16 protein-coding genes are annotated in these 18,386 nt (G+C 71.6%); 5 read left to right on the forward strand and 11 right to left on the reverse strand.

The features are described 5' to 3' along the window. Positions 1-38 precede the first annotated feature (38 nt). Genes zwf through pgl form a run of 3 tightly spaced genes read left to right on the forward strand, consistent with a single transcriptional unit; the run spans position 39 to position 3,486 of the window. Positions 39-1,595, forward strand: a complete 1,557-nt coding sequence (gene zwf, locus BG452_RS38055) for a glucose-6-phosphate dehydrogenase (RefSeq protein ID WP_188308927.1) — start codon at positions 39-41, stop codon at positions 1,593-1,595. After that, a complete protein-coding gene (gene opcA, locus BG452_RS38060) occupies positions 1,592-2,701 on the forward strand; it encodes a glucose-6-phosphate dehydrogenase assembly protein OpcA (RefSeq protein ID WP_188308904.1) in 1,110 nt (369 codons plus the stop codon). The genes zwf and opcA overlap by 4 nt, the downstream gene beginning before the upstream one ends. Next, positions 2,698-3,486, forward strand: coding sequence for a 6-phosphogluconolactonase (gene pgl, locus BG452_RS38065; RefSeq protein WP_188308905.1), 789 nt, complete (start codon positions 2,698-2,700; stop codon positions 3,484-3,486). The genes opcA and pgl overlap by 4 nt, the downstream gene beginning before the upstream one ends. A 97-nt stretch (positions 3,487-3,583) precedes the next feature. Here pgl and BG452_RS38070 read toward each other — a convergent pair whose 3' ends face one another. The 11 genes from BG452_RS38070 to uvrA form a co-directional block, all read right to left on the reverse strand. Next, complete coding sequence (locus BG452_RS38070) at positions 3,584-3,919, reverse strand: RNA polymerase-binding protein RbpA (protein WP_184938344.1); 336 nt, start codon at positions 3,917-3,919, stop codon at positions 3,584-3,586. A gap of 157 nt (positions 3,920-4,076) precedes the next feature. Beyond that, positions 4,077-4,313 (reverse strand): preprotein translocase subunit SecG, encoded by a 237-nt coding sequence (gene secG, locus BG452_RS38075; protein WP_188308906.1) that lies wholly within the window; start codon positions 4,311-4,313, stop codon positions 4,077-4,079. Positions 4,314-4,399: 86 nt separating this feature from the next. Next, positions 4,400-5,185: a triose-phosphate isomerase gene (gene tpiA / locus BG452_RS38080; RefSeq protein WP_188308907.1), complete on the reverse strand. Its 786-nt coding sequence runs from the start codon at positions 5,183-5,185 to the stop codon at positions 4,400-4,402. A gap of 4 nt (positions 5,186-5,189) precedes the next feature. Further along, the gene (locus BG452_RS38085) at positions 5,190-6,392 is read right to left on the reverse strand and encodes a phosphoglycerate kinase (protein WP_188308908.1); all 1,203 of its coding nucleotides are present in this window, start codon (positions 6,390-6,392) and stop codon (positions 5,190-5,192) included. A gap of 151 nt (positions 6,393-6,543) precedes the next feature. Then, entirely contained in the window at positions 6,544-7,551 is a 1,008-nt protein-coding gene (gene gap, locus BG452_RS38090; RefSeq protein WP_188308909.1) for a type I glyceraldehyde-3-phosphate dehydrogenase, read from the reverse strand. A gap of 335 nt (positions 7,552-7,886) precedes the next feature. Next, a complete protein-coding gene (whiA, locus tag BG452_RS38095; RefSeq protein ID WP_188308910.1) occupies positions 7,887-8,867 on the reverse strand; it encodes a DNA-binding protein WhiA in 981 nt (326 codons plus the stop codon). Beyond that, the gene (locus BG452_RS38100; protein WP_188308928.1) at positions 8,858-9,943 is read right to left on the reverse strand and encodes a uridine diphosphate-N-acetylglucosamine-binding protein YvcK; all 1,086 of its coding nucleotides are present in this window, start codon (positions 9,941-9,943) and stop codon (positions 8,858-8,860) included. The genes whiA and BG452_RS38100 overlap by 10 nt, the downstream gene beginning before the upstream one ends. Before the next feature lie 64 nt (positions 9,944-10,007). Continuing rightward, on the reverse strand, positions 10,008-10,892 hold the full coding sequence (gene rapZ / locus BG452_RS38105; RefSeq protein WP_317621418.1) for an RNase adapter RapZ: 885 nt from the start codon (positions 10,890-10,892) through the stop codon (positions 10,008-10,010). A 118-nt stretch (positions 10,893-11,010) separates the two neighbouring features. Beyond that, positions 11,011-13,050 carry an excinuclease ABC subunit UvrC gene (gene uvrC, locus BG452_RS38110; RefSeq protein WP_188308911.1) on the reverse strand — a complete coding sequence of 680 codons (2,040 nt, stop codon included), beginning with the start codon at positions 13,048-13,050 and terminating at the stop codon, positions 11,011-11,013. Positions 13,051-13,116: 66 nt separating this feature from the next. Further along, entirely contained in the window at positions 13,117-13,476 is a 360-nt protein-coding gene (locus BG452_RS38115; RefSeq protein WP_317621419.1) for a Rieske (2Fe-2S) protein, read from the reverse strand. A 184-nt stretch (positions 13,477-13,660) separates the two neighbouring features. Beyond that, positions 13,661-16,603 carry an excinuclease ABC subunit UvrA gene (gene uvrA, locus BG452_RS38120; protein ID WP_188308912.1) on the reverse strand — a complete coding sequence of 981 codons (2,943 nt, stop codon included), beginning with the start codon at positions 16,601-16,603 and terminating at the stop codon, positions 13,661-13,663. Between the two features lie 268 nt (positions 16,604-16,871). On the opposite strand from uvrA, the gene BG452_RS38125 reads away from it, so the two are divergent. Together BG452_RS38125 and BG452_RS38130 are read left to right on the forward strand one after the other, a co-directional pair. Continuing rightward, positions 16,872-17,606, forward strand: a complete 735-nt coding sequence (locus BG452_RS38125) for a maleylpyruvate isomerase family mycothiol-dependent enzyme (RefSeq protein ID WP_188308913.1) — start codon at positions 16,872-16,874, stop codon at positions 17,604-17,606. A gap of 57 nt (positions 17,607-17,663) precedes the next feature. Next, positions 17,664-18,317: an MBL fold metallo-hydrolase gene (locus BG452_RS38130; protein ID WP_188308914.1), complete on the forward strand. Its 654-nt coding sequence runs from the start codon at positions 17,664-17,666 to the stop codon at positions 18,315-18,317. Positions 18,318-18,386 lie beyond the last annotated feature (69 nt).

Here is an 18,386-nt window from a genome sequence, read left to right on the forward strand (position 1 = left end):
AAAGCGGAGCACACCAAGTGAGCACTGATTTCCCCGAGTTGACGTCGGAATCGGACGCGGACGACCTCCCGCCCGCTCCGGTCAACCCGCTTCGTGACCCCTCCGACCGGCGGCTCCCGCGCATCGCGGGGCCGTCCGGCCTGGTCATCTTCGGGGTCACCGGCGACCTGTCCCGCAAGAAGCTGATGCCGGCCATCTACGACCTGGCCAACCGGGGTCTGCTGCCGCCGGGCTTCTCCCTGGTGGGCTTCGCCCGCCGCGAGTGGGAGGACGAGGACTTCGCCAAGGAGGTCCACGACGCGGTCAAGGAGCACGCCCGGACCCCGTTCCGTGAGGAGGTCTGGCAGCAGCTCGCCAAGGGCATGCGCTTCGTCCAGGGCACCTTCGACGACGACGAGGCCTTCGACAAGCTCCGCGAGACCATCGAGGAGCTGGACAAGGCCCAGGGCACCGGCGGCAACTTCGCCTTCTACCTGTCCGTCCCGCCGAAGTTCTTCCCGACCGTCGTCCAGCAGCTCAAGAAGCACGGCCTGGCCGACCCGCCGCAGGGCTCCTGGCGCCGCGCCGTCATCGAGAAGCCTTTCGGCCACGACCTGGAGAGCGCCCAGGAGCTCAACAAGGTCGTCCACGAGGTCTTCCCGCGCGACGAGGTCTTCCGGATCGACCACTACCTGGGCAAGGAGACGGTCCAGAACATCCTGGCACTGCGCTTCGCCAACCAGATGTTCGAGCCGATCTGGAACCGGTCGTACGTCGACCACGTGCAGATCACCATGGCCGAGGACATCGGCATCGGCGGCCGGGCCGGCTACTACGACGGCATCGGCTCCGCCCGTGACGTCATCCAGAACCACCTGCTGCAGCTGATGGCGCTCACCGCCATCGAGGAGCCGGCGTCCTTCCACCCGAAGGCGCTGGTGGCCGAGAAGCTCAAGGTGCTCAGCGCGGTCAAGCTCCCGGCCGACCTCGGCCGGCACACCGTGCGCGGCCAGTACGCGGCCGGCTGGCAGGGCGGCGAGGAGGTGGCCGGCTACCTGGACGAGGACGGCATCGACCCGGACTCCAAGACCGACACCTACGCGGCGATCAAGCTGGAGATCAACAACCGCCGCTGGGCGGGTGTCCCGTTCTACCTGCGCACCGGCAAGCGGCTGGGCCGCCGGGTCACCGAGATCGCGGTGGTCTTCCAGCGCGCCCCGTACCTGCCGTTCGACTCCTACGCGACCGAGGAGCTGGGGCAGAACGCCCTGGTCATCCGGGTCCAGCCGGACGAGGGCGTGACGGTGCGGTTCGGCTCCAAGGTGCCGGGCACCTCCTTCGAGGTCCGGGACGTCACGATGGACTTCGCCTACGGCGAGTCCTTCACCGAGTCCAGCCCGGAGGCGTACGAGCGGCTCATCCTCGATGTGCTGCTCGGCGACGCCAACCTGTTCCCGCGTCACCAGGAGGTCGAGCTCTCCTGGCAGATCCTCGACCCGATCGAGAAGTACTGGGACGCCCACGGCAAGCCCGCCCAGTACCCGGCGGGCACCTGGGGCCCGTCCGAGGCGGACGAGATGCTCGCACGAGACGGCAGGAGCTGGCGCCGGCCATGAAGATCGACCTCACCAACACGACCTCCAGCAAGATCAACGCCCAGCTGATGGAGGCGCGCCGGGCCAGCGGCTCCACCGCCGCCGGCATGGTGCTCACCCTGGTGATCGTGACCGACGAGGGCAGCGCGTACGACGCCCTCAAGGCCGCCAACGAGGCCTCCCGTGAGCATCCGATGCGAACCCTCGCGGTGATCAAGCGCGCCGGCCGCTCGCCCCGGGCCCGTGCCGAGACCCGGCTGGACGCCGAGATCCTGGTCGGCTCGGACGCCGGCTCCGGAGAAACGGTCATCCTGCGCATGCACGGCGAACTCGCCTTGCACGCCCAGTCGGTGGTCCTGCCGCTGCTGCTGCCGGACGCCCCGACCGTGGTCTGGTGGCCGGACAACGCGCCGCAGCACCCGGCGCAGGACCCGCTGGGCGCGCTCGCCCAGCGCCGGATCACCGACGCCGTCACCGCCGAGTCCCCGGTCGGTCAGCTCGCCCAGCGGGCCGAGAGCTACACCCCGGGCGACACCGACCTGGCCTGGACCCGGATCACCGGCTGGCGCTCGATGCTGGCCGCCGCGCTGGACCAGCGGCCGTCCGCCATCACCTCGGTGATGGTCGAGGGCGAGTCCTACAACCCCAGCGTCGAACTGCTCGGCCTGTGGCTGCTCAACCGGCTGCACGTGCCGGTCGAGCGGGTCGTCACCGGCGGCCCCGGCATCACCGCGGTGCACCTGCGCACCACCGGCGGGGACATCACCCTGGACCGCCCGGACGGCCTGATGGGCACGCTCTCCATGCCCGGCTCGCCGGACCGCCAGGTGGCGCTCAAGCGGCGCGAGACCGCGGAGTTGATCGCCGAGGAGCTGCGCCGGCTGGACCCGGACGACATCTACTCGACGGCCGTGCGCACGCCCGTCGAGCGGCTGCGCGAGCACGCCGAGTCCGGCCCGGCGGCCGACCCGGCGCTGGCCGATCCGGCCGCGGCCGATTCGGTCGGCGAGGCGGCGGCCGCGGCCGCCGACGCCGCGGTGGCCAATGCGACCCGGGTGACCGCCGACGCGGAGAAGCCGACCGCGAAGAAGGCCGCGGGCAAGCGCGCCGCCAAGGGCAGCGCATGACCGCCGCGACCCCGCAGCTGGTCGTCCACCGGGACAAGGAGCTGATGGCCCAGGCGGCCGCGGCCCGGCTGATCACCCGGATCGTGGACGCCCAGGCCGCCCGCGGCACCGCCTCGGTGGTGCTCACCGGCGGCCGTAACGGCAACGCCCTGCTGGCCGCGATCGCCGCCTCCCCGGCGCGCGACGCGGTCGACTGGGGCCGGCTGGACCTCTGGTGGGGCGACGAGCGCTTCGTCTCCGCCGCCGATCCGGACCGCAACGCCGTCCAGGCCCGCGCCGAGCTGCTGGACGCCGTTCCGCTCGACCCGGCGCGGGTGCACGAGATGCCCGCCTCGGACGGCGTGGACGGCTCGGACGTGGAGGCGGCCGCCGCCCGTTACGCGCAGGAGCTGGCGAAGGCCGCCGGACCGGGCGACCGGTTCGGCGTCCCGGCCTTCGACGTGCTGCTGCTCGGCGTCGGCCCGGACACCCACGTGGCCTCGCTCTTCCCGGAGCACCCGGGCGTGCGGGAGACCGAGCTGACCGTGATCGGCGTGCGCGGGGCCCCCAAGCCCCCGCCGACCCGGATCTCGCTCACCCTCCCGGCGATCCGGGCGGCCCGTGAGGTCTGGCTGCTGGCCGCCGGCGAGGACAAGGCGGGCGCGGTCGCGCTGGCCCTGTCCGGCCCCGGCGAGCTGCAGGCCCCGGCCTCCGGCGCGTACGGCCGCAGCCGCACCCTGTGGCTGCTGGACCGCGCCGCCGCCGAGCGGATCCCGCCGCAGCTGTACCCGCCGGCCTCGGCGTAACAGCGGGAACGCCGAAGGGCGCCGCCGTCACTCGACGGTGGCGCCCTTTGTCGTCAGTCCGTTCGGCGCTCGGCTCGCCCCGGATCTCGCTCGTGCGTCAGATCTCGCCGCGCAGCTTGGCCAGCGCCTCGGCGAGGATCGCCTCGCCGTCGGCGTCGGTGCGCCGCTCCCGGACGTAGGCGAGGTGGGTCTTGTACGGCTCGTTGCGCGAGGGTGCGGGCGGGTTGTCCTCGTCCTGGCCGGCCGGAAAGCCGCAGCGCGGGCAGTCCCAGGTGTCCGGGATGACGGCCTCGGCGGCGAAGCTGGGCCGGGTCTCGTGCTTGTTGGCACACCAGAAGGAGATCCGGTTGCGCGGAGCGGACTCACCGCGCTCCGCCTCCCCCATCGGGCCTGCCCCGACCCTGCTGCCACGGATGGCGTTGCCACTTGCCACGGTCTGACTCCCTGCGTGCTGTTGCGCCGACCCGCCGCGGTGCGCGTCGGTGGCGAAAGTCGTCCTAGTGTAAGCAGGACTTAAGCTTCCGCCACCATCGCCTCCGCCCCCGACCGTCCCAGGATAGGCGCTCGGGCGACGGGGCGTCAGGGTTGCGTCAGCTCTTGTACTTCATGACCAGGCTCAGCACGATGATGCAGGCGAACCAGCCCACGCCGACCACGATGGTGATGCGGTCCAGGTTGCGCTCGGCCACCGCCGAACCGCCGCCGGTGGACATCGCGCCACCGCCGAACATGTCGGAAAGACCGCCGCCCTTCCCCTTGTGCAGAAGCACCAAGAGGATCATCAGCGCACTGAAGATGATCAGGGCAATCGAGAACCCGAGAACCACGACGGGACCAACTCTCTCGTATCTTCGCGAAGGGGCCGGGCCGCGTACGGCGGTCCGGCCCCAAAGCCTACGTTGCTGCGGCGGCGTTAGCCTACTGCCTGCTCACGGTAGCGCACGATCTTGACGAACTCGTCGGCGTCCAGCGAGGCACCGCCGATCAGGCCGCCGTCGATGTCGGGCTTGGCCATCAGACCGGCCGCGCTCGACGACTTGACCGAACCGCCGTACAGCACACGGACCTTGTCGGCCAGCTCGGCGGAGTACAGCTCGGCGAGCCGCCCGCGGATGGCGGCGCAGACCTCCTGCGCGTCCTCCGGGGTGGCCACCTCGCCGGTGCCGATCGCCCAGACCGGCTCGTAGGCGACCACGATCGACTCGGCCTGGTCCGCCGGGACGCCCTCCAGGGCGCCGTCCAGCTGGGCCAGGGTGTGCTCGACGTGGGTGCCGGCCTTGCGGATCTCCAGCGGCTCGCCGATGCACAGGATCGGGGTGACCCCGGCCCGGTAGGCGGCCTTGACCTTGGCGTTGACGATCTCCTCGTTCTCGCCGTGGTACTGGCGGCGCTCCGAGTGGCCGATCACCGCGTAGGTGCACTGGAGCTTGGCCAGCATCGGGCCGGAGACCTCGCCCGTGTAGGCGCCGCCGTCGTGCTGGGAGATGTCCTGCGAGCCGTACTTGATCTTCAGCTTGTCGCCGAAGACCAGGGTCTGCACCGAACGCAGGTCGGTGAACGGCACCAGGACGGCGACCTCGACGGCCTCGTAGTCCTTGTCGGCCAGCGCGAACGCCAGCTTCTGGGTGTGCTGGATGGCCTCGAGGTGGTTGAGGTTCATCTTCCAGTTGCCCGCCATCAGCGGGAGACGCTCAGTCATGCTTTCAGCCTTCCAGGGCGGCGAGACCGGGGAGGGTCTTGCCCTCCAGGTACTCGAGGCTCGCGCCACCGCCGGTCGAGATGTGCCCGAACTTCGTCTCGTCGAAGCCCAGGATGCGGACGGCCGCGGCGGAGTCGCCGCCACCGACCACGGTGAACGCGTCGCTGTCGACCAGGGCCTGCGCGACGGCCTTGGTGCCGTTCGCGTAGTCCGGGTGCTCGAAGACGCCCATCGGGCCGTTCCAGAACACGGTGCCAGCGTCGGCCAGCTTCGCCGCGTACAGCTCGCGGGTCTTCGGGCCGATGTCCAGGCCCTCCTGGTCGGCGGGGATCCTGTCCGCGTCGACGGTCTGGAAGGTGGCCGGGGTCTTGCCCTTGAGGTCCGGGAAGTCGGCCGAGACCAGGACGTCCTTCGGCAGGACGAACTCGACGCCCCGCTTCTCGGCCCGGTCCAGGTACTCCAGGACGGTCGGGATCTGGTCCTCCTGCAGCAGCGAGATGCCGACCTCGTGGCCCTGGGCCTTGAGGAAGGTGTACGCCATGCCGCCGCCGATCAGGATCCGGTCGGCCTTCTCCAGCAGGTTGTCGATCACGCCGAGCTTGTCGGACACCTTGGCGCCGCCGAGCACGACGACGTACGGGCGGGCGACGTCCTCGGTGAGCTTCTTCAGCACGCCGACCTCGGTGGCGATCAGGTCGCCGGCGGCGTGCGGCAGCAGGCCCGGCAGGTCGTACACCGAGGCGTGCTTGCGGTGCACGGCGCCGAAGCCGTCGCCGACGTACAGGTCGGCCAGGGCGGCCAGCTGCTCGGCGAAGGCCTTGCGCTCGGCGTCGTCCTTGCTGGTCTCACCGGCGTTGAAGCGCAGGTTCTCCAGCAGCGCGACCTCGCCGCCGGCCAGCGCGGCCACGGCGGCCGTGGCGGAGTCGCCCACGGTGTCGGTGGCGAAGGCGACGTCCCGGCCGAGGATCTCGCCGAGGCGGACGGCGACCGGGGCGAGCGAGAACTGCGGGTCCGGCGCGCCCTTGGGGCGGCCGAGGTGGGAGGCGACGACGACCTTGGCGCCGCGCTCGACGAGCTTGGCGATGGTCGGGGCGACGGCGCGGATCCGGCCGTCGTCGGTGATCCGGCCGTCCGACAGCGGGACGTTCAGGTCAGCGCGTACGAAGACGCGCTTGCCGGCGACGTCCAGGTCTTCGATGGTCTTCACGGGTTCTTCGGTCTCCTGGCGAGATGGTTGATGCGCAGAGGCGGCACGGCGCAGGGGCCGCCTGAGAAGTCCTTGTACGCAGAGCGAGGGCCCGGTCGGCTCGTTTCGCCGTCCGGGCCCTCGCCCCTACATCACGTCAGCTCCCACCGCGTCAGAGCTGGCCACCGACGAGGGTGACCAGGTCGACGACGCGGTTCGAGTAGCCCCACTCGTTGTCGTACCAGCCGAGCACCTTGACCTGGTTGCCCTGGACCATGGTGAGCTGGCTGTCGAAGATGCAGGAGGCCGGGTCGTTGACGATGTCCGAGGAGACGATCGGGTCCTCCGTGTAGGCCAGGATGCCCTTGAGCGGGCCCTCCTGCGCGGCCTTCTGGAAGGCCGCGTTGACCTCGTCCTTGGTGACCTCGCGCTCCAGGGTGACGACCAGGTCGGTGATCGAGCCGGTCGGGACCGGGACGCGCAGCGAGGTGCCGTCCAGCTTGCCCTTCAGCTCCGGCAGGACCAGGGCGGTCGCCTTGGCGGCACCGGTCGAGGTCGGGATGATGTTCTGCGAGGCCGCACGAGCACGGCGCAGGTCCTTGTGCGGGAAGTCCAGGGTCACCTGGTCGTTGGTGAACGCGTGGACGGTGGTCATCAGACCCTTGACGATGCCGAAGCTCTCGTTCAGCACCTTCGCCATCGGCGCCACGCAGTTGGTGGTGCAGGAGGCGTTGGAGATGATGTGGTGGTTGGCGGCGTCGTACTTCTCGTCGTTGACACCCAGGACGATGGTGACGTCCTCGTCGGTGGCGGGCGCCGAGATGATGACCTTCTTCGCGCCGGCGGCGAGGTGCTTCTTCGCGGCCTCGGCCTTGGTGAAGATGCCGGTGGACTCGACGACGATGTCGGCGCCCAGGGCGGCCCACGGCAGGTTGGCCGGGTCACGCTCGGCGGTCACCTTGAAGGTGTGGCCGTCGACGGTGATGCTGTCCTCGGTGTGCGAGACCTCGCCCGGGAAGGTGCCCAGGGTGGTGTCGTACTTCAGCAGGTGAGCCAGGGTCTTCGTGTCGGTGAGGTCGTTGACACCGACGATCTCGATGTCCGCGCCCTGGGCCTTGACGGCGCGGAAGAAGTTGCGGCCGATGCGGCCGAAGCCGTTGATGCCTACCCGGATCGTCACGAACCGATCTCCTCGTTAGGTACGCCGGCGCTGAGCCGACGGGGATGAGATTTGGGAAGTCCCCGACCGCCTACGACCCTACCCCTCCGGACCCTGGGAGGGCACATCGCGCCACCTGGCAAGACGTGGCGTGGCGTGATTCCGGGCCCTCCGTCCTTGCCCGCCGGGGCCGTTGGTCCTGGTCAAGTGGTCTTGACCAATTTCGGCTCTCGGCGCGGGCCCGGACACGACGACGGCCGGTGCCCGGAATCCGGACACCGGCCGCTGTTGCCCACCCACTCGCCGCCGGGCCGCTCGGACCTTCGACTCGGGGCGGGCGCGCCCTGCGGAACAGATCAGTTGAGCGCCATCTCGTCGGTCAGGTTGGCCTCGGTGCTCGGCAGGCCGAGCTCGGCGGCCCGCTTGTCGGCCATCGCCAGCAGGCGGCGGATCCGGCCGGCCACCGCGTCCTTGGTCAGCGGCGGGTCGGCGAGCGCGCCCAGCTCCTCCAGCGAGGCCTGCTTGTGCTGCATCCGCAGCTGGCCGGCCGCGGCCAGGTGCTCGGGCACCTCCTCGCCGAGGATCTCCAGCGCGCGCTGCACCCGGGCACCGGCCGCCACCGCGGCACGGGCCGAGCGGCGCAGGTTGGCGTCGTCGAAGTTGGCGAGCCGGTTGGCGGTGGCCCGGACCTCGCGCCGCATCCGGCGCTCTTCCCAGGCGAGCACCGACTCGTGGGCGCCGAGCCGGGTCAGCAGCGCGCCGATGGCGTCGCCGTCGCGGATGACCACCCGGTCCACCCCGCGCACCTCGCGGGCCTTGGCCGGGATGCCGAGCCGGCGGGCCGCGCCGACCAGCGCCAGCGCCGCCTCGGAACCGGGGCAGGTGATCTCCAGCGAGGAGGAGCGGCCCGGCTCGGTGAGCGAGCCGTGGGCGAGGAAGGCCCCGCGCCAGGCCGCCTCGGCATCGCAGGTGGCGCCGGAGACGACCGCCGGGGGCAGGCCCCGGATCGGCCGGCCGCGGCCGTCCACGAGACCGGTCTGGCGTGCCAGCAGCTCGCCGTCCTTGACCACCCGGACGACGAAGCGGCTGCCGCGCCGCAGCCCGCCGGGGGCCATCACCACGAGGTCGGAGGAGTGCCCGAAGATCTCCAGCAGGTCCTTGCGCAGCCGCCGTGCCGCCGCCCCGGTGTCCAGCTCCGCCTCGATCACGATGCGGCCGCTCACGATGTGCAGTCCGCCCGCGAACCGCAGGATCGCCGACACCTCCGCCTTGCGACAGCAGGCCCGGGTGACCGGGAGCCGGCTGATCTCGTCCTTCACCGCTGGAGTCATCGCCATGGCCCGATCCTTCCATGTGTCCGGAAAATCCGGTCGTACGCGGCTGCCAACAGCTCCGGGTCGTGTCGCGGGGTGCCGTCGGTGCGGGCCACCGTGCCGAGCACCAGAGCCGCGCCCATCCGCTCGGCGGCCTTCTCCAGACCGGCCAGGTCCGCCTGGCCGAAGGCACCGCCGGTGACGGCGCGCTCGTCCACCAGGATCGCATCGACGGCGAGGTCGGGAGCGTGGTCGGCGATGACCTCCAGGTGACGCTGCGGGGTGAAGCCCTCGGTCTCGCCGGGCTGCGGGGCCAGGTTCAGGGTGAGCAGGCGGCGGGCGCGGGTCTCGACCAGCGCCTTGGCCAGCTCGGGCACCAGCAGGTGCGGCAGCACGCTGGTGAACCAGGAGCCGGGGCCGAGCACCACCCAGTCCGCCTCCCGGACGGCGGTGACCGCCTCCGGGACGGCGGGCGGCCCGTCCGGCAGCAGCCGGATCGACTGCACGGTGCCGGGGGTGACCGCGACGCTGGCCTGGCCGCGGACGGCCGAGACCTCGGCCGGGCGGTCCGGGTCGTGGCCGCGCACGGCGGCCTCGATGTCCAGCGGCACCGCCGACATCGGCAGCACCCGCCCCTGGACGTTCAGCAGCCGGCCGACCCAGTCCAGCGCCGCCACCGGGTCGCCGAGCTTCTCCCAGAGGGCGACGATCAGCAGGTTGCCGACCGCGTGGCCGCCCAGCTCGCCGTTGCCGGTGAAGCGCTGCTGGATCACCTCTGACCAGGTGCGGCCCCAGTCGTCGTCGCCGCACAGCGCGGCCAGCGCCTTGCGCAGGTCCCCGGGCGGCAGGACGCCCAGCTCCTCGCGCAGCCGCCCGCTGGAGCCGCCGTCGTCGGCGACGGTGACCACCGCGGTGAGGTCGCTGGTGAGCCGGCGCAGCGCCGACAGCGAGGCGGACAGGCCCTGGCCGCCGCCCAGCGCGGTGATCCTGGGGGCCGGATTGGCCCGGGCGGGACTGCTCCGCAGACGGTTCGGCGAGGGGCTGCCCGCCCGTTCGCCGGTCCTGCTCTGCGGCTGCCGCCCGGGCACGTATCCCGCCACAATCACCTCGCGTTCCTCTGACCCGCCACCGGCTCCGCCGGCGGCCCGGCAGGGAAGGCGGCGGTTACTCCCGTCCCATGTCACGGTGGACGAGCACCGTCTCGACTCCGTCGGCGATGAGACGCTTGGTCAGACGCTCGGACATGGCGACGCTACGGTGCTTGCCACCGGTGCAGCCTACGGCAAGCGTCATGTAGCGCTTCCCCTCCCGTCGGTACCCCTCGGTGATGATGCGCAGCAGCTGGGCGTAACCGTCCAGGAACTCGTTGGCGCCGGGCTGCTGGAACACGTAGTCGGCGACGTCCGCGTCGGTGCCGGTACGGGCCCGCAGCTCGGGCACCCAGTGCGGGTTGGGCAGGAATCGGCAGTCCACCACGAGGTCGGCGTCGACCGGCAGGCCGTACTTGAAGCCGAAGGACATCACGGTGGCGCGCAGCTCGGGCTCGTCGTGGTCGGCGAACTGGGCGTCCAGCTTGGCGCGCAGCTGGTGCACGTTGAGGTTGGAGGTGTCGATCACCAGGTCGGCCTCGCCGCGCAGGTCGCGCAGCAGGTCGCGCTCCTGGGCGATGCCGTCCACGATCCGGCCGTCGGCCTGCAGCGGGTGCGGGCGGCGCACGCTCTCGAAGCGGCGGACCAGCGCGTCGTCGGAGGAGTCCAGGAAGACCACCTGGAGGCGGACGCCGCGCTTCTCCAGCTCGTCGAGCGAGGTGAGCAGGTCGTCGAAGAACTGCCGGCCGCGGACGTCCACGACCACGCCGATCCGGGCGACGTTGCCCTGGGAGCGGGCGCCCAGGTCGACCATGGTCGGGATCAGGGCCGGCGGCAGGTTGTCCACCACGAACCAGCCCAGGTCCTCCAGGCACTTCGCGGCGGTGGAACGGCCGGCTCCGGACATACCGGAGATGATCACCAGCTCCGGCGCGTTCTCGGCCACGTCTGACACGGTCACTTCGGTTCCCCGCTCTCGGTCTTTCTGCTGAGGAGAACGCACACGGCACGGCCGCCCTTCCCCGTCCCGGACAGGCGGGCGGGGTCGGGGCGCGCCGACGGACGGGCGGCGTCGGCCGTCATGGCGTCTCCTGGGATGGTGCGGTCTGCGGTACTGCGGCCACCGGCTCGGCGGCCCCGTCGTCGATGATCTCGCCGGTCGCGGTGTTGACCGCGGGTGCGGCGGGTGTACGGGACGACAACGCCGCCGCAACAGTCTCCGCGGTGCGGCGCCCGATGCCGGGTACCGCGCAGATCTCGTCGACGGTGGCGGCCCGGAGCCTCTTCAGCGAGCCGAAGTGCTTGAGCAGCGCCCGGCGGCGAGTCTCTCCGAGGCCCGGGACGGAGTCCAGTTCCCCGGCGGTGAGTCGCTTGGAACGCTTGGCGCGCTGGTAGCCGATGGCGAAGCGGTGGGCCTCGTCGCGCACCCGCTGGAGCAGGTAGAGGCCCTCGCTGGAGCGGGGCAGCACGACCGGGTCGTCCTCGCCGGGCAGCCAGACCTCCTCCAGGCGCTTGGCCAGGCCGCACAGCGCGACATCGTCGATGCCCAGCTCCGCCAGGGCGCGCTGGGCGGCAGCGACCTGCGGCTGGCCGCCGTCGACCACCAGAAGCTGCGGCGGGTAGGCGAAGCGCTTGGGGCGGCCCTCCTCGTCGCGGGTGCCGGTGTCGGGCTCGTCCTCCTCCGGGACGGCCCACTCGCCGGTCTGCTCGCGCTCCTGGAGGTAGCGGCGGAAGCGCCGGCTGATCACCTCGTGCATCGAGCGGACGTCGTCCTGGCCCGCGAAGCCCTTGATCTGGAAGCGCCGGTACTCGCTCTTGCGGGCCAGGCCGTCCTCGAAGACGACCATCGAGGCGACCACGTCCTCGCCCTGGAGGTGGGAGATGTCGTAGCACTCGATGCGCAGCGGGACGGAGTCCAGCTCCAGGGCGTCGGCGATCTCCTGCAGGGCGCGGCTGCGGGTGGTGAGGTCGGAGGCGCGCTTGGTCTTGTGCAGCGCCAGCGCCTGCTGGGCGTTGCGCTGCACGGTGGCCATCAGGTCCTTCTTGTCGCCGCGCTGCGGGACGCGCAGGTCGACCTGGCTGCCGCGCAGCCCGCTGAGCCACTCCCGGACGGGGGCGGCCGGTTCGGGCAGGGCGGGGACGAGCACCTCGCGCGGGACGGACTCGTTGCGCTCCTCGGAGGCGGCGCCGCCGTAGAGCTGCTGGAGGGCGTGCTCGACCAGGCCGGCGGTGTCGACGTCCTCGACCTTGTCGGTGACCCAGCCGCGCTGGCCGCGCACCCGGCCGCCGCGGACGTGGAAGATCTGGACGGCGGCCTCGAGTTCGTCCTCGGCGAGGGCCAGCAGGTCGGCGTCGGTGGCGTCGGCGAGCACGATGGCGTTCTTCTCCATCGCGCGCTTGAGGGCGCCGATGTCGTCCCGCAGCCGGGCCGCCTTCTCGTACTCCAGGTCGGCGGCGGCCTCCTGCATCTGGTCTTCCAGCCGGCGCAGGTAGTTGCCGGTGCGCCCGGCCATGAAGTCGCAGAAGTCCTCGGCCAGCGCCCGGTGTTCGTCCGCCGAGACCTTGCCGACGCAGGGTGCGGCGCACTTGCCGATGTAGCCGAGCAGGCAGGGGCGGCCGACCTGCCGGGCGCGCTTGAACACGCCGTTGGAGCAGGTGCGGACGGGGAAGACGCGCAGCAGCAGGTCGACCGTCTCGCGGATCGCCCAGGCGTGCCCGTACGGGCCGAAGTAGCGCACGCCCTTCTTGTGCGCCCCGCGCATCACCTGCACCCTCGGGTACTCCTCGTCGAGGGTGACGGCGAGTTCCGGATAGCTCTTGTCGTCGCGGTACTTGACGTTGAACCGGGGGTCGTACTCCTTGATCCAGGAGTACTCCAGCTGGAGCGCCTCGACCTCGGTGGCGACCACGGTCCACTCCACCGAGGCGGCGGTGGTGACCATGGTCGCGGTGCGCGGGTGCAGTCCGGCGAGGTCCTGGAAGTAGGACGACAGCCGCGGCCGCAGGCTCTTGGCCTTGCCGACGTAGATGACCCGGCCGTGGGCGTCACGGAACTTGTAGACGCCCGGGGAGGTCGGGATCGCGCCCGGCGCCGGGCGGTAGGTGCTCGGGTCAGCCATGGGTCCACCGTACCGAGTGCGGTCGGGGCCGTGGGGAGGAGATCGATCGGGAGGCGCTCAACTGCTTCAGCTCGGGGTCACCTTGAGGTTCCCGCCCTCGACCGTGACGGTGTAGGCGGGCAGCGGACTGGGGGCCGGGCCGTCCTGCACCGCGCCGTCGGCGATGGCGAAGCGGCTGCCGTGGCAGGGGCACTGGATCTGCTGGTTCTTGACCTGGTCGACGATGCAGCCGGCGTGGGTGCACTTGGCGCTGAACGCCTTGTACTGGCCGGCGGTCGGCTGGGTCACCACGATCTTCTGCTCGCGGAACACCGTGCCGCCGCCCTCCGGCACGGCCGAGGCCGGGCCGAGGTCCACCGGGCCCTTGGGGGCGGCGCTGTTGGAGTCGCTGGAGCCGGCCGAGGAGGCGCAGCCGGTGACCGCCACGGTGCCGCCGCCAGCACGGCCGCGGCGCCGCAGAGCAGGGTGCGGCGGGAGGTGGCGGGGCTCTCGGGGGCCTCGGACATCGGTGCGCTCCTACGGTTGTTGCTGCTGCGAGGGACCACGGAAGTCTATGCCGCACGCGCCCCGCCGCTCCCGGGACGTCCTGGGAGCGGCGGGGCGGTCGGGGTCACTTCTTCGCCGCGACGGCCCGCTTGCTCGGGGCCTTCTTGGCGGCCGCCTTCTTGGCCTGTGCCTTCCTGGCGGGCGCCGGGACCGGGGCGTCCGCGAAGTCGCCCGGCAGGATGTCCCGGAGGAACTTGCCGGTGTGGCTCTCCGGGACGGCCGCGATCTGCTCGGGGGTGCCCTCGGCGACCACCATGCCACCGCCGGAGCCGCCCTCGGGGCCCATGTCGACGACCCAGTCGGCGGTCTTGATCACGTCGAGGTTGTGCTCGATCACGATCACCGTGTTGCCCTTGTCGACCAGCCCGCTGAGCACCGTGATCAGCTTGCTGATGTCCTCGAAGTGCAGGCCGGTGGTGGGCTCGTCCAGCACGTAGACCGTCCGCCCGGTGGAGCGCTTCTGCAGCTCGGAGGCGAGCTTGACGCGCTGCGCCTCGCCGCCGGAGAGCGTCGGCGCGGACTGGCCGAGCCGGACGTAGCCGAGGCCGACGTCGTTGAGCGTCCGCAGGTGGCGGGCGATCGCCGGGACGGCCTCGAAGAAGGACAGCGCCTCCTCGATCGGCATGTCCAGCACCTCGGCGATGGACTTGCCCTTGTAGTGCACCTCCAGCGTCTCCCGGTTGTACCGGGCGCCGTGGCAGACCTCGCACGGCACGTAGACGTCCGGCAGGAAGTTCATCTCGATCTTGATGGTGCCGTCACCGGTGCAGTTCTCGCAGCGGCCGCCCTTGACGTTGAACGAGAACCGGCCGGGCAGGTAGCCCCGGACCTTGGCCTCCTGGGTCTCCGCGAAGAGCCGTCGGACGTGGTCGAACACCCCGGTGTAGGTGGCCGGGTTGGACCGCGGGGTGCGGCCGATCGGCGACTGGTCGACGTGCACCACCTTGTCCACCAGGTCGGTGCCGGTGATCCGGGTGTGCCGGCCGGGCACGCTGCGGGCGCCGTTCAGCTCCCGGGCGAGGTGGGTGTAGAGGATGTCGTTGACCAGCGTCGACTTGCCGGAGCCGGAGACCCCGGTGATCGCGGTGAGCGTCCCGAGCGGGAAGCCGACCGTGACGTCCTTGAGGTTGTGCTCGCGGGCGCCGTGGACGGTCAGCTGGCGCTTCTTGTCCCGGTCGCGGCGGCCCGCCGGGATCGGGATGGACCGCTTGCCGGAGAGGTACTGGCCGGTCAGCGACTCCTTGTTGGTCAGCAGCTGCTTCAGCGAACCGGAGTGCACCACCTTGCCGCCGTGCTCGCCGGCGCCCGGGCCGATGTCCACCACCCAGTCCGCGGTCTTGATGGTGTCCTCGTCGTGCTCGACCACGATCAGGGTGTTGCCGATGTCGCGCAGCCGCACCAGCGTCTCGATCAGCCGGTGGTTGTCCCGCTGGTGCAGGCCGATGGACGGCTCGTCCAGCACGTACAGCACGCCGACCAGGCCGGAGCCGATCTGGGTGGCCAGCCGGATGCGCTGGGCCTCGCCGCCGGACAGGGTGCCGGCCGCGCGGTCCAGCGACAGGTAGTCCAGGCCGACGTCGACCAGGAAGCGCAGCCGCTCGTTGACCTCCTTGAGGACCCGCTCGGCGATCTGCTTGTCCCGGTCGTTGAGCTTCATCGCGCCCAGGAACTCGGCGCAGTCGCTGATCGACATCGACGAGACGTCGGCGATCGACTTCTCCTCGACGGTGACCGCGAGCACCACCGGCTTGAGCCGGGTGCCCTGGCAGGTCGGGCAGGGCACCTCGCGCATGTAGCCCTCGAAGCGCTCGCGGCTGCTGTCGCTCTCCGCCTCGGTGTGCCGGCGCTGGATGAACGGGACGGCGCCCTCGAAGCCGGTGCTGTACGAGCGCTCGCGGCCGAAGCGGTTGCGGTAGCGGACCTGCACCTGGTGCTTGTGCCCGTACAGCAGCGCCTTCTTGGCGCGGGCGGGCAGCCCGGCCCAGGGGAGGTCGGTGCGGAAGCCCAGCTCCTCGGCCAGCGCGTCGATCAGGCGCTGGAAGTACTCCTTGGCGTGCCCGGCCGACCAGGGGTGGATCGCGCCCTCGTCGAGCGAGCGCTCGACGTCCGGCACGACCAGCTCCGGGTCGACCTCCATCCGGTTGCCCAGGCCCGAGCAGTCCGGGCAGGCGCCGAACGGCGAGTTGAAGGAGAACGAGCGCGGCTCCAGCTCCTCGAACGACACGTCGTCGTACGGGCAGTAGAGGTGCTCGGAGTACATCCGCTCGCGCTCCGGGTCGTCCTCGGGGAGGTCGACGAAGTCGAGCACGACCATGCCGCCGGAGAGCCGCAGGGCCGTCTCCACCGAGTCGGTGAGCCGGCGCTTGGCGCTCTCCTTGACGGTCAGGCGGTCGATGACCACCTCGACGGTGTGCTTCTCCTGCTTCTTGAGCTTCGGCGGCTCGGCGAGCTGGATCGTCTCGCCGTCGACCCGGGCGCGCGAGTAGCCCTTGGACTGGAGGTCGGCGAACAGGTCGACGAACTCGCCCTTGCGCTCGCGCACCACCGGGCTGAGCACCTGGAACCGGGTGCCCTCGGCCAGCTCCAGCACCTTGTCGACGATCGCCTGCGGCGACTGCTTGGCGATCGGGCGGCCGCAGTGCGGGCAGTGCGGCTTGCCGATCCGGGCGAACAGCAGGCGCAGGTAGTCGTAGACCTCGGTGATCGTGCCGACGGTCGAACGGGGGTTGCGGTTGGTGGACTTCTGGTCGATCGAGACGGCCGGGGAGAGGCCTTCGATGAAGTCCACGTCGGGCTTGTCCATCTGCCCGAGGAACTGGCGGGCGTAGGAGGACAACGACTCGACGTAGCGGCGCTGGCCCTCGGCGAAGATCGTGTCGAAGGCGAGCGAGGACTTGCCGGAGCCGGAGAGGCCCGTGAAGACGATGAGGGAGTCGCGGGGCAGGTCGAGCGAGACGTTCTTGAGGTTGTGCTCGCGAGCACCGCGGACGATGAGGCGGTCGGCCACTGCTTCTGGCGCCTTTCTCCGGACGAGAGGGCTTGCGGTGTGTGGGGTGTTCTTCTTCCAGGATGCGGCAGCCAGCCTATAGCTCAGACGTTCGAATCTCGACTTTGTCCAGCGGAGTCCACCCGAACGAGTGAGAGCGCCCGCCGGACCGTCCGTACCCGGACCGAAAAAGGCCCTGCTCAGGGCTCGGATTCGGCGGTAGCGTCGACGGGTCAACGAGCGAGGCCCGCTCCGGGCAACGCGCCGCCCCGTACAGAAGGCAGATTCGATGACCGACCCGCAGTCCGCAGCCGCCCACGCCGCCGAGCGGCTCGCCCTGGTGGCGGACAGCACCCGGGAGCTGTTGCAGACCGTCGCCGAGCTCAAGCCGGAGGCCGTCACCGAGCCCTCCGCGCTCCCCGGCTGGACCCGCGGCCACGTCCTGACCCACATCGCCCGCAACGCCGACTCCCTGGTCAACCTGCTGACCGGCGCCCGCACCGGCACCGACATCCCGCAGTACGCCAGCGAGAACGCCCGCGAGGAGGACATCCAGGAGGGCGCCGGCCGCCCGCTGGACGAGCAGCTCGCCGACCTGCGCGAGTCCGACGAGCGCTTCCTCGCCGCGGCCGCGCTGATGACCGACGAGGACTGGGCCGCCGAGGTGCGGCACCGCTCGGGCGCGGTCTTCCCGGCCTGGGAGCTCGTCTGGAAGCGCCTCGGCGAGCTCGAGTACCACGCGGTCGACCTGGACGGCGGCTACACCCCCGCCCGCTGGCCGGAGGCCTTCGCGGTCGTCGAGTTCCGCAAGCTCGTCGCCAAGCTGGCCGGCGCCGACCTGCCCGCCGTCGAGCTGGTCACCGAGGACACCGGGGACCGCGGCCTGATCGGCACCGGCGAGCCCGCCCTGACCGTCCAGGGCCCCGTCCGCGCCCTCCTCGCCTGGCTCTCCGGCCGCTCCGACGGCGCCGACCTGAAGCGCACCCCCGACACCGCGCTCCCCCAGCTTCCCCCGCTGGGCTGACGGCGCGAGGATGATCCTGAACCCTGTAGCAACCGGACCCGGACGAGGAGCGGACGGATGACGTACCACGGAGCGGTCAAGGTCGGCGGGCCGCCGGACGTGCGGGAGCTGGCCCACCTGATCATCACCAAGGTGGCCGTCGGCCCGTACGACAACAACGCCTACCTGCTGCGCTGCCGGGCCACCGACGAGCAGCTGCTGATCGACGCGGCCGCCGACGCCCCGGCGCTGCTGGAGACGGTCGGGGACGAGCTCGCGACCGTGGTCACCACCCACCGGCACCACGACCACTGGGGGGCGCTGGCCGAGGTGGTCGCCACCACCGGCGCCCGCACCGCCGCCGGGGAGCACGACGCCGAGGGCATCGACGTGCCCACCGAGCTGCGGCTCGCGGACGGCGACACGCTGCGGGTCGGGGAGGTCGGGCTCACCGTCCGGCACCTGGTCGGGCACACCCCGGGCGCGATCGTGCTGGTCTACGACGACCCCCAGGGCCACCCGCACGTGTTCACCGGCGACTGCCTCTTCCCGGGCGGCGTCGGCAACACCTGGGGCGACCCGGAGGCCTTCAAGACCCTCTACCGGGACGTCAACGAGAAGATCTTCGACGTCCTGCCCGACGAGGCCTGGGTCTACCCCGGCCACGGCAACGACACCACCCTCGGCGCGGAGCGCCCGCACCTCGACGAGTGGCGCGAGCGGGGCTGGTGACCTCCGCTCCCGGACGCGCGGGGGCCCCGCGACGCGGTCTGCGTCGCGGGGCCCCCGCGCGGTCGTCGG

This window comes from Streptomyces sp. CBMA123 (assembly GCF_014596465.1).
GTDB lineage: Bacteria > Actinomycetota > Actinomycetes > Streptomycetales > Streptomycetaceae > Kitasatospora.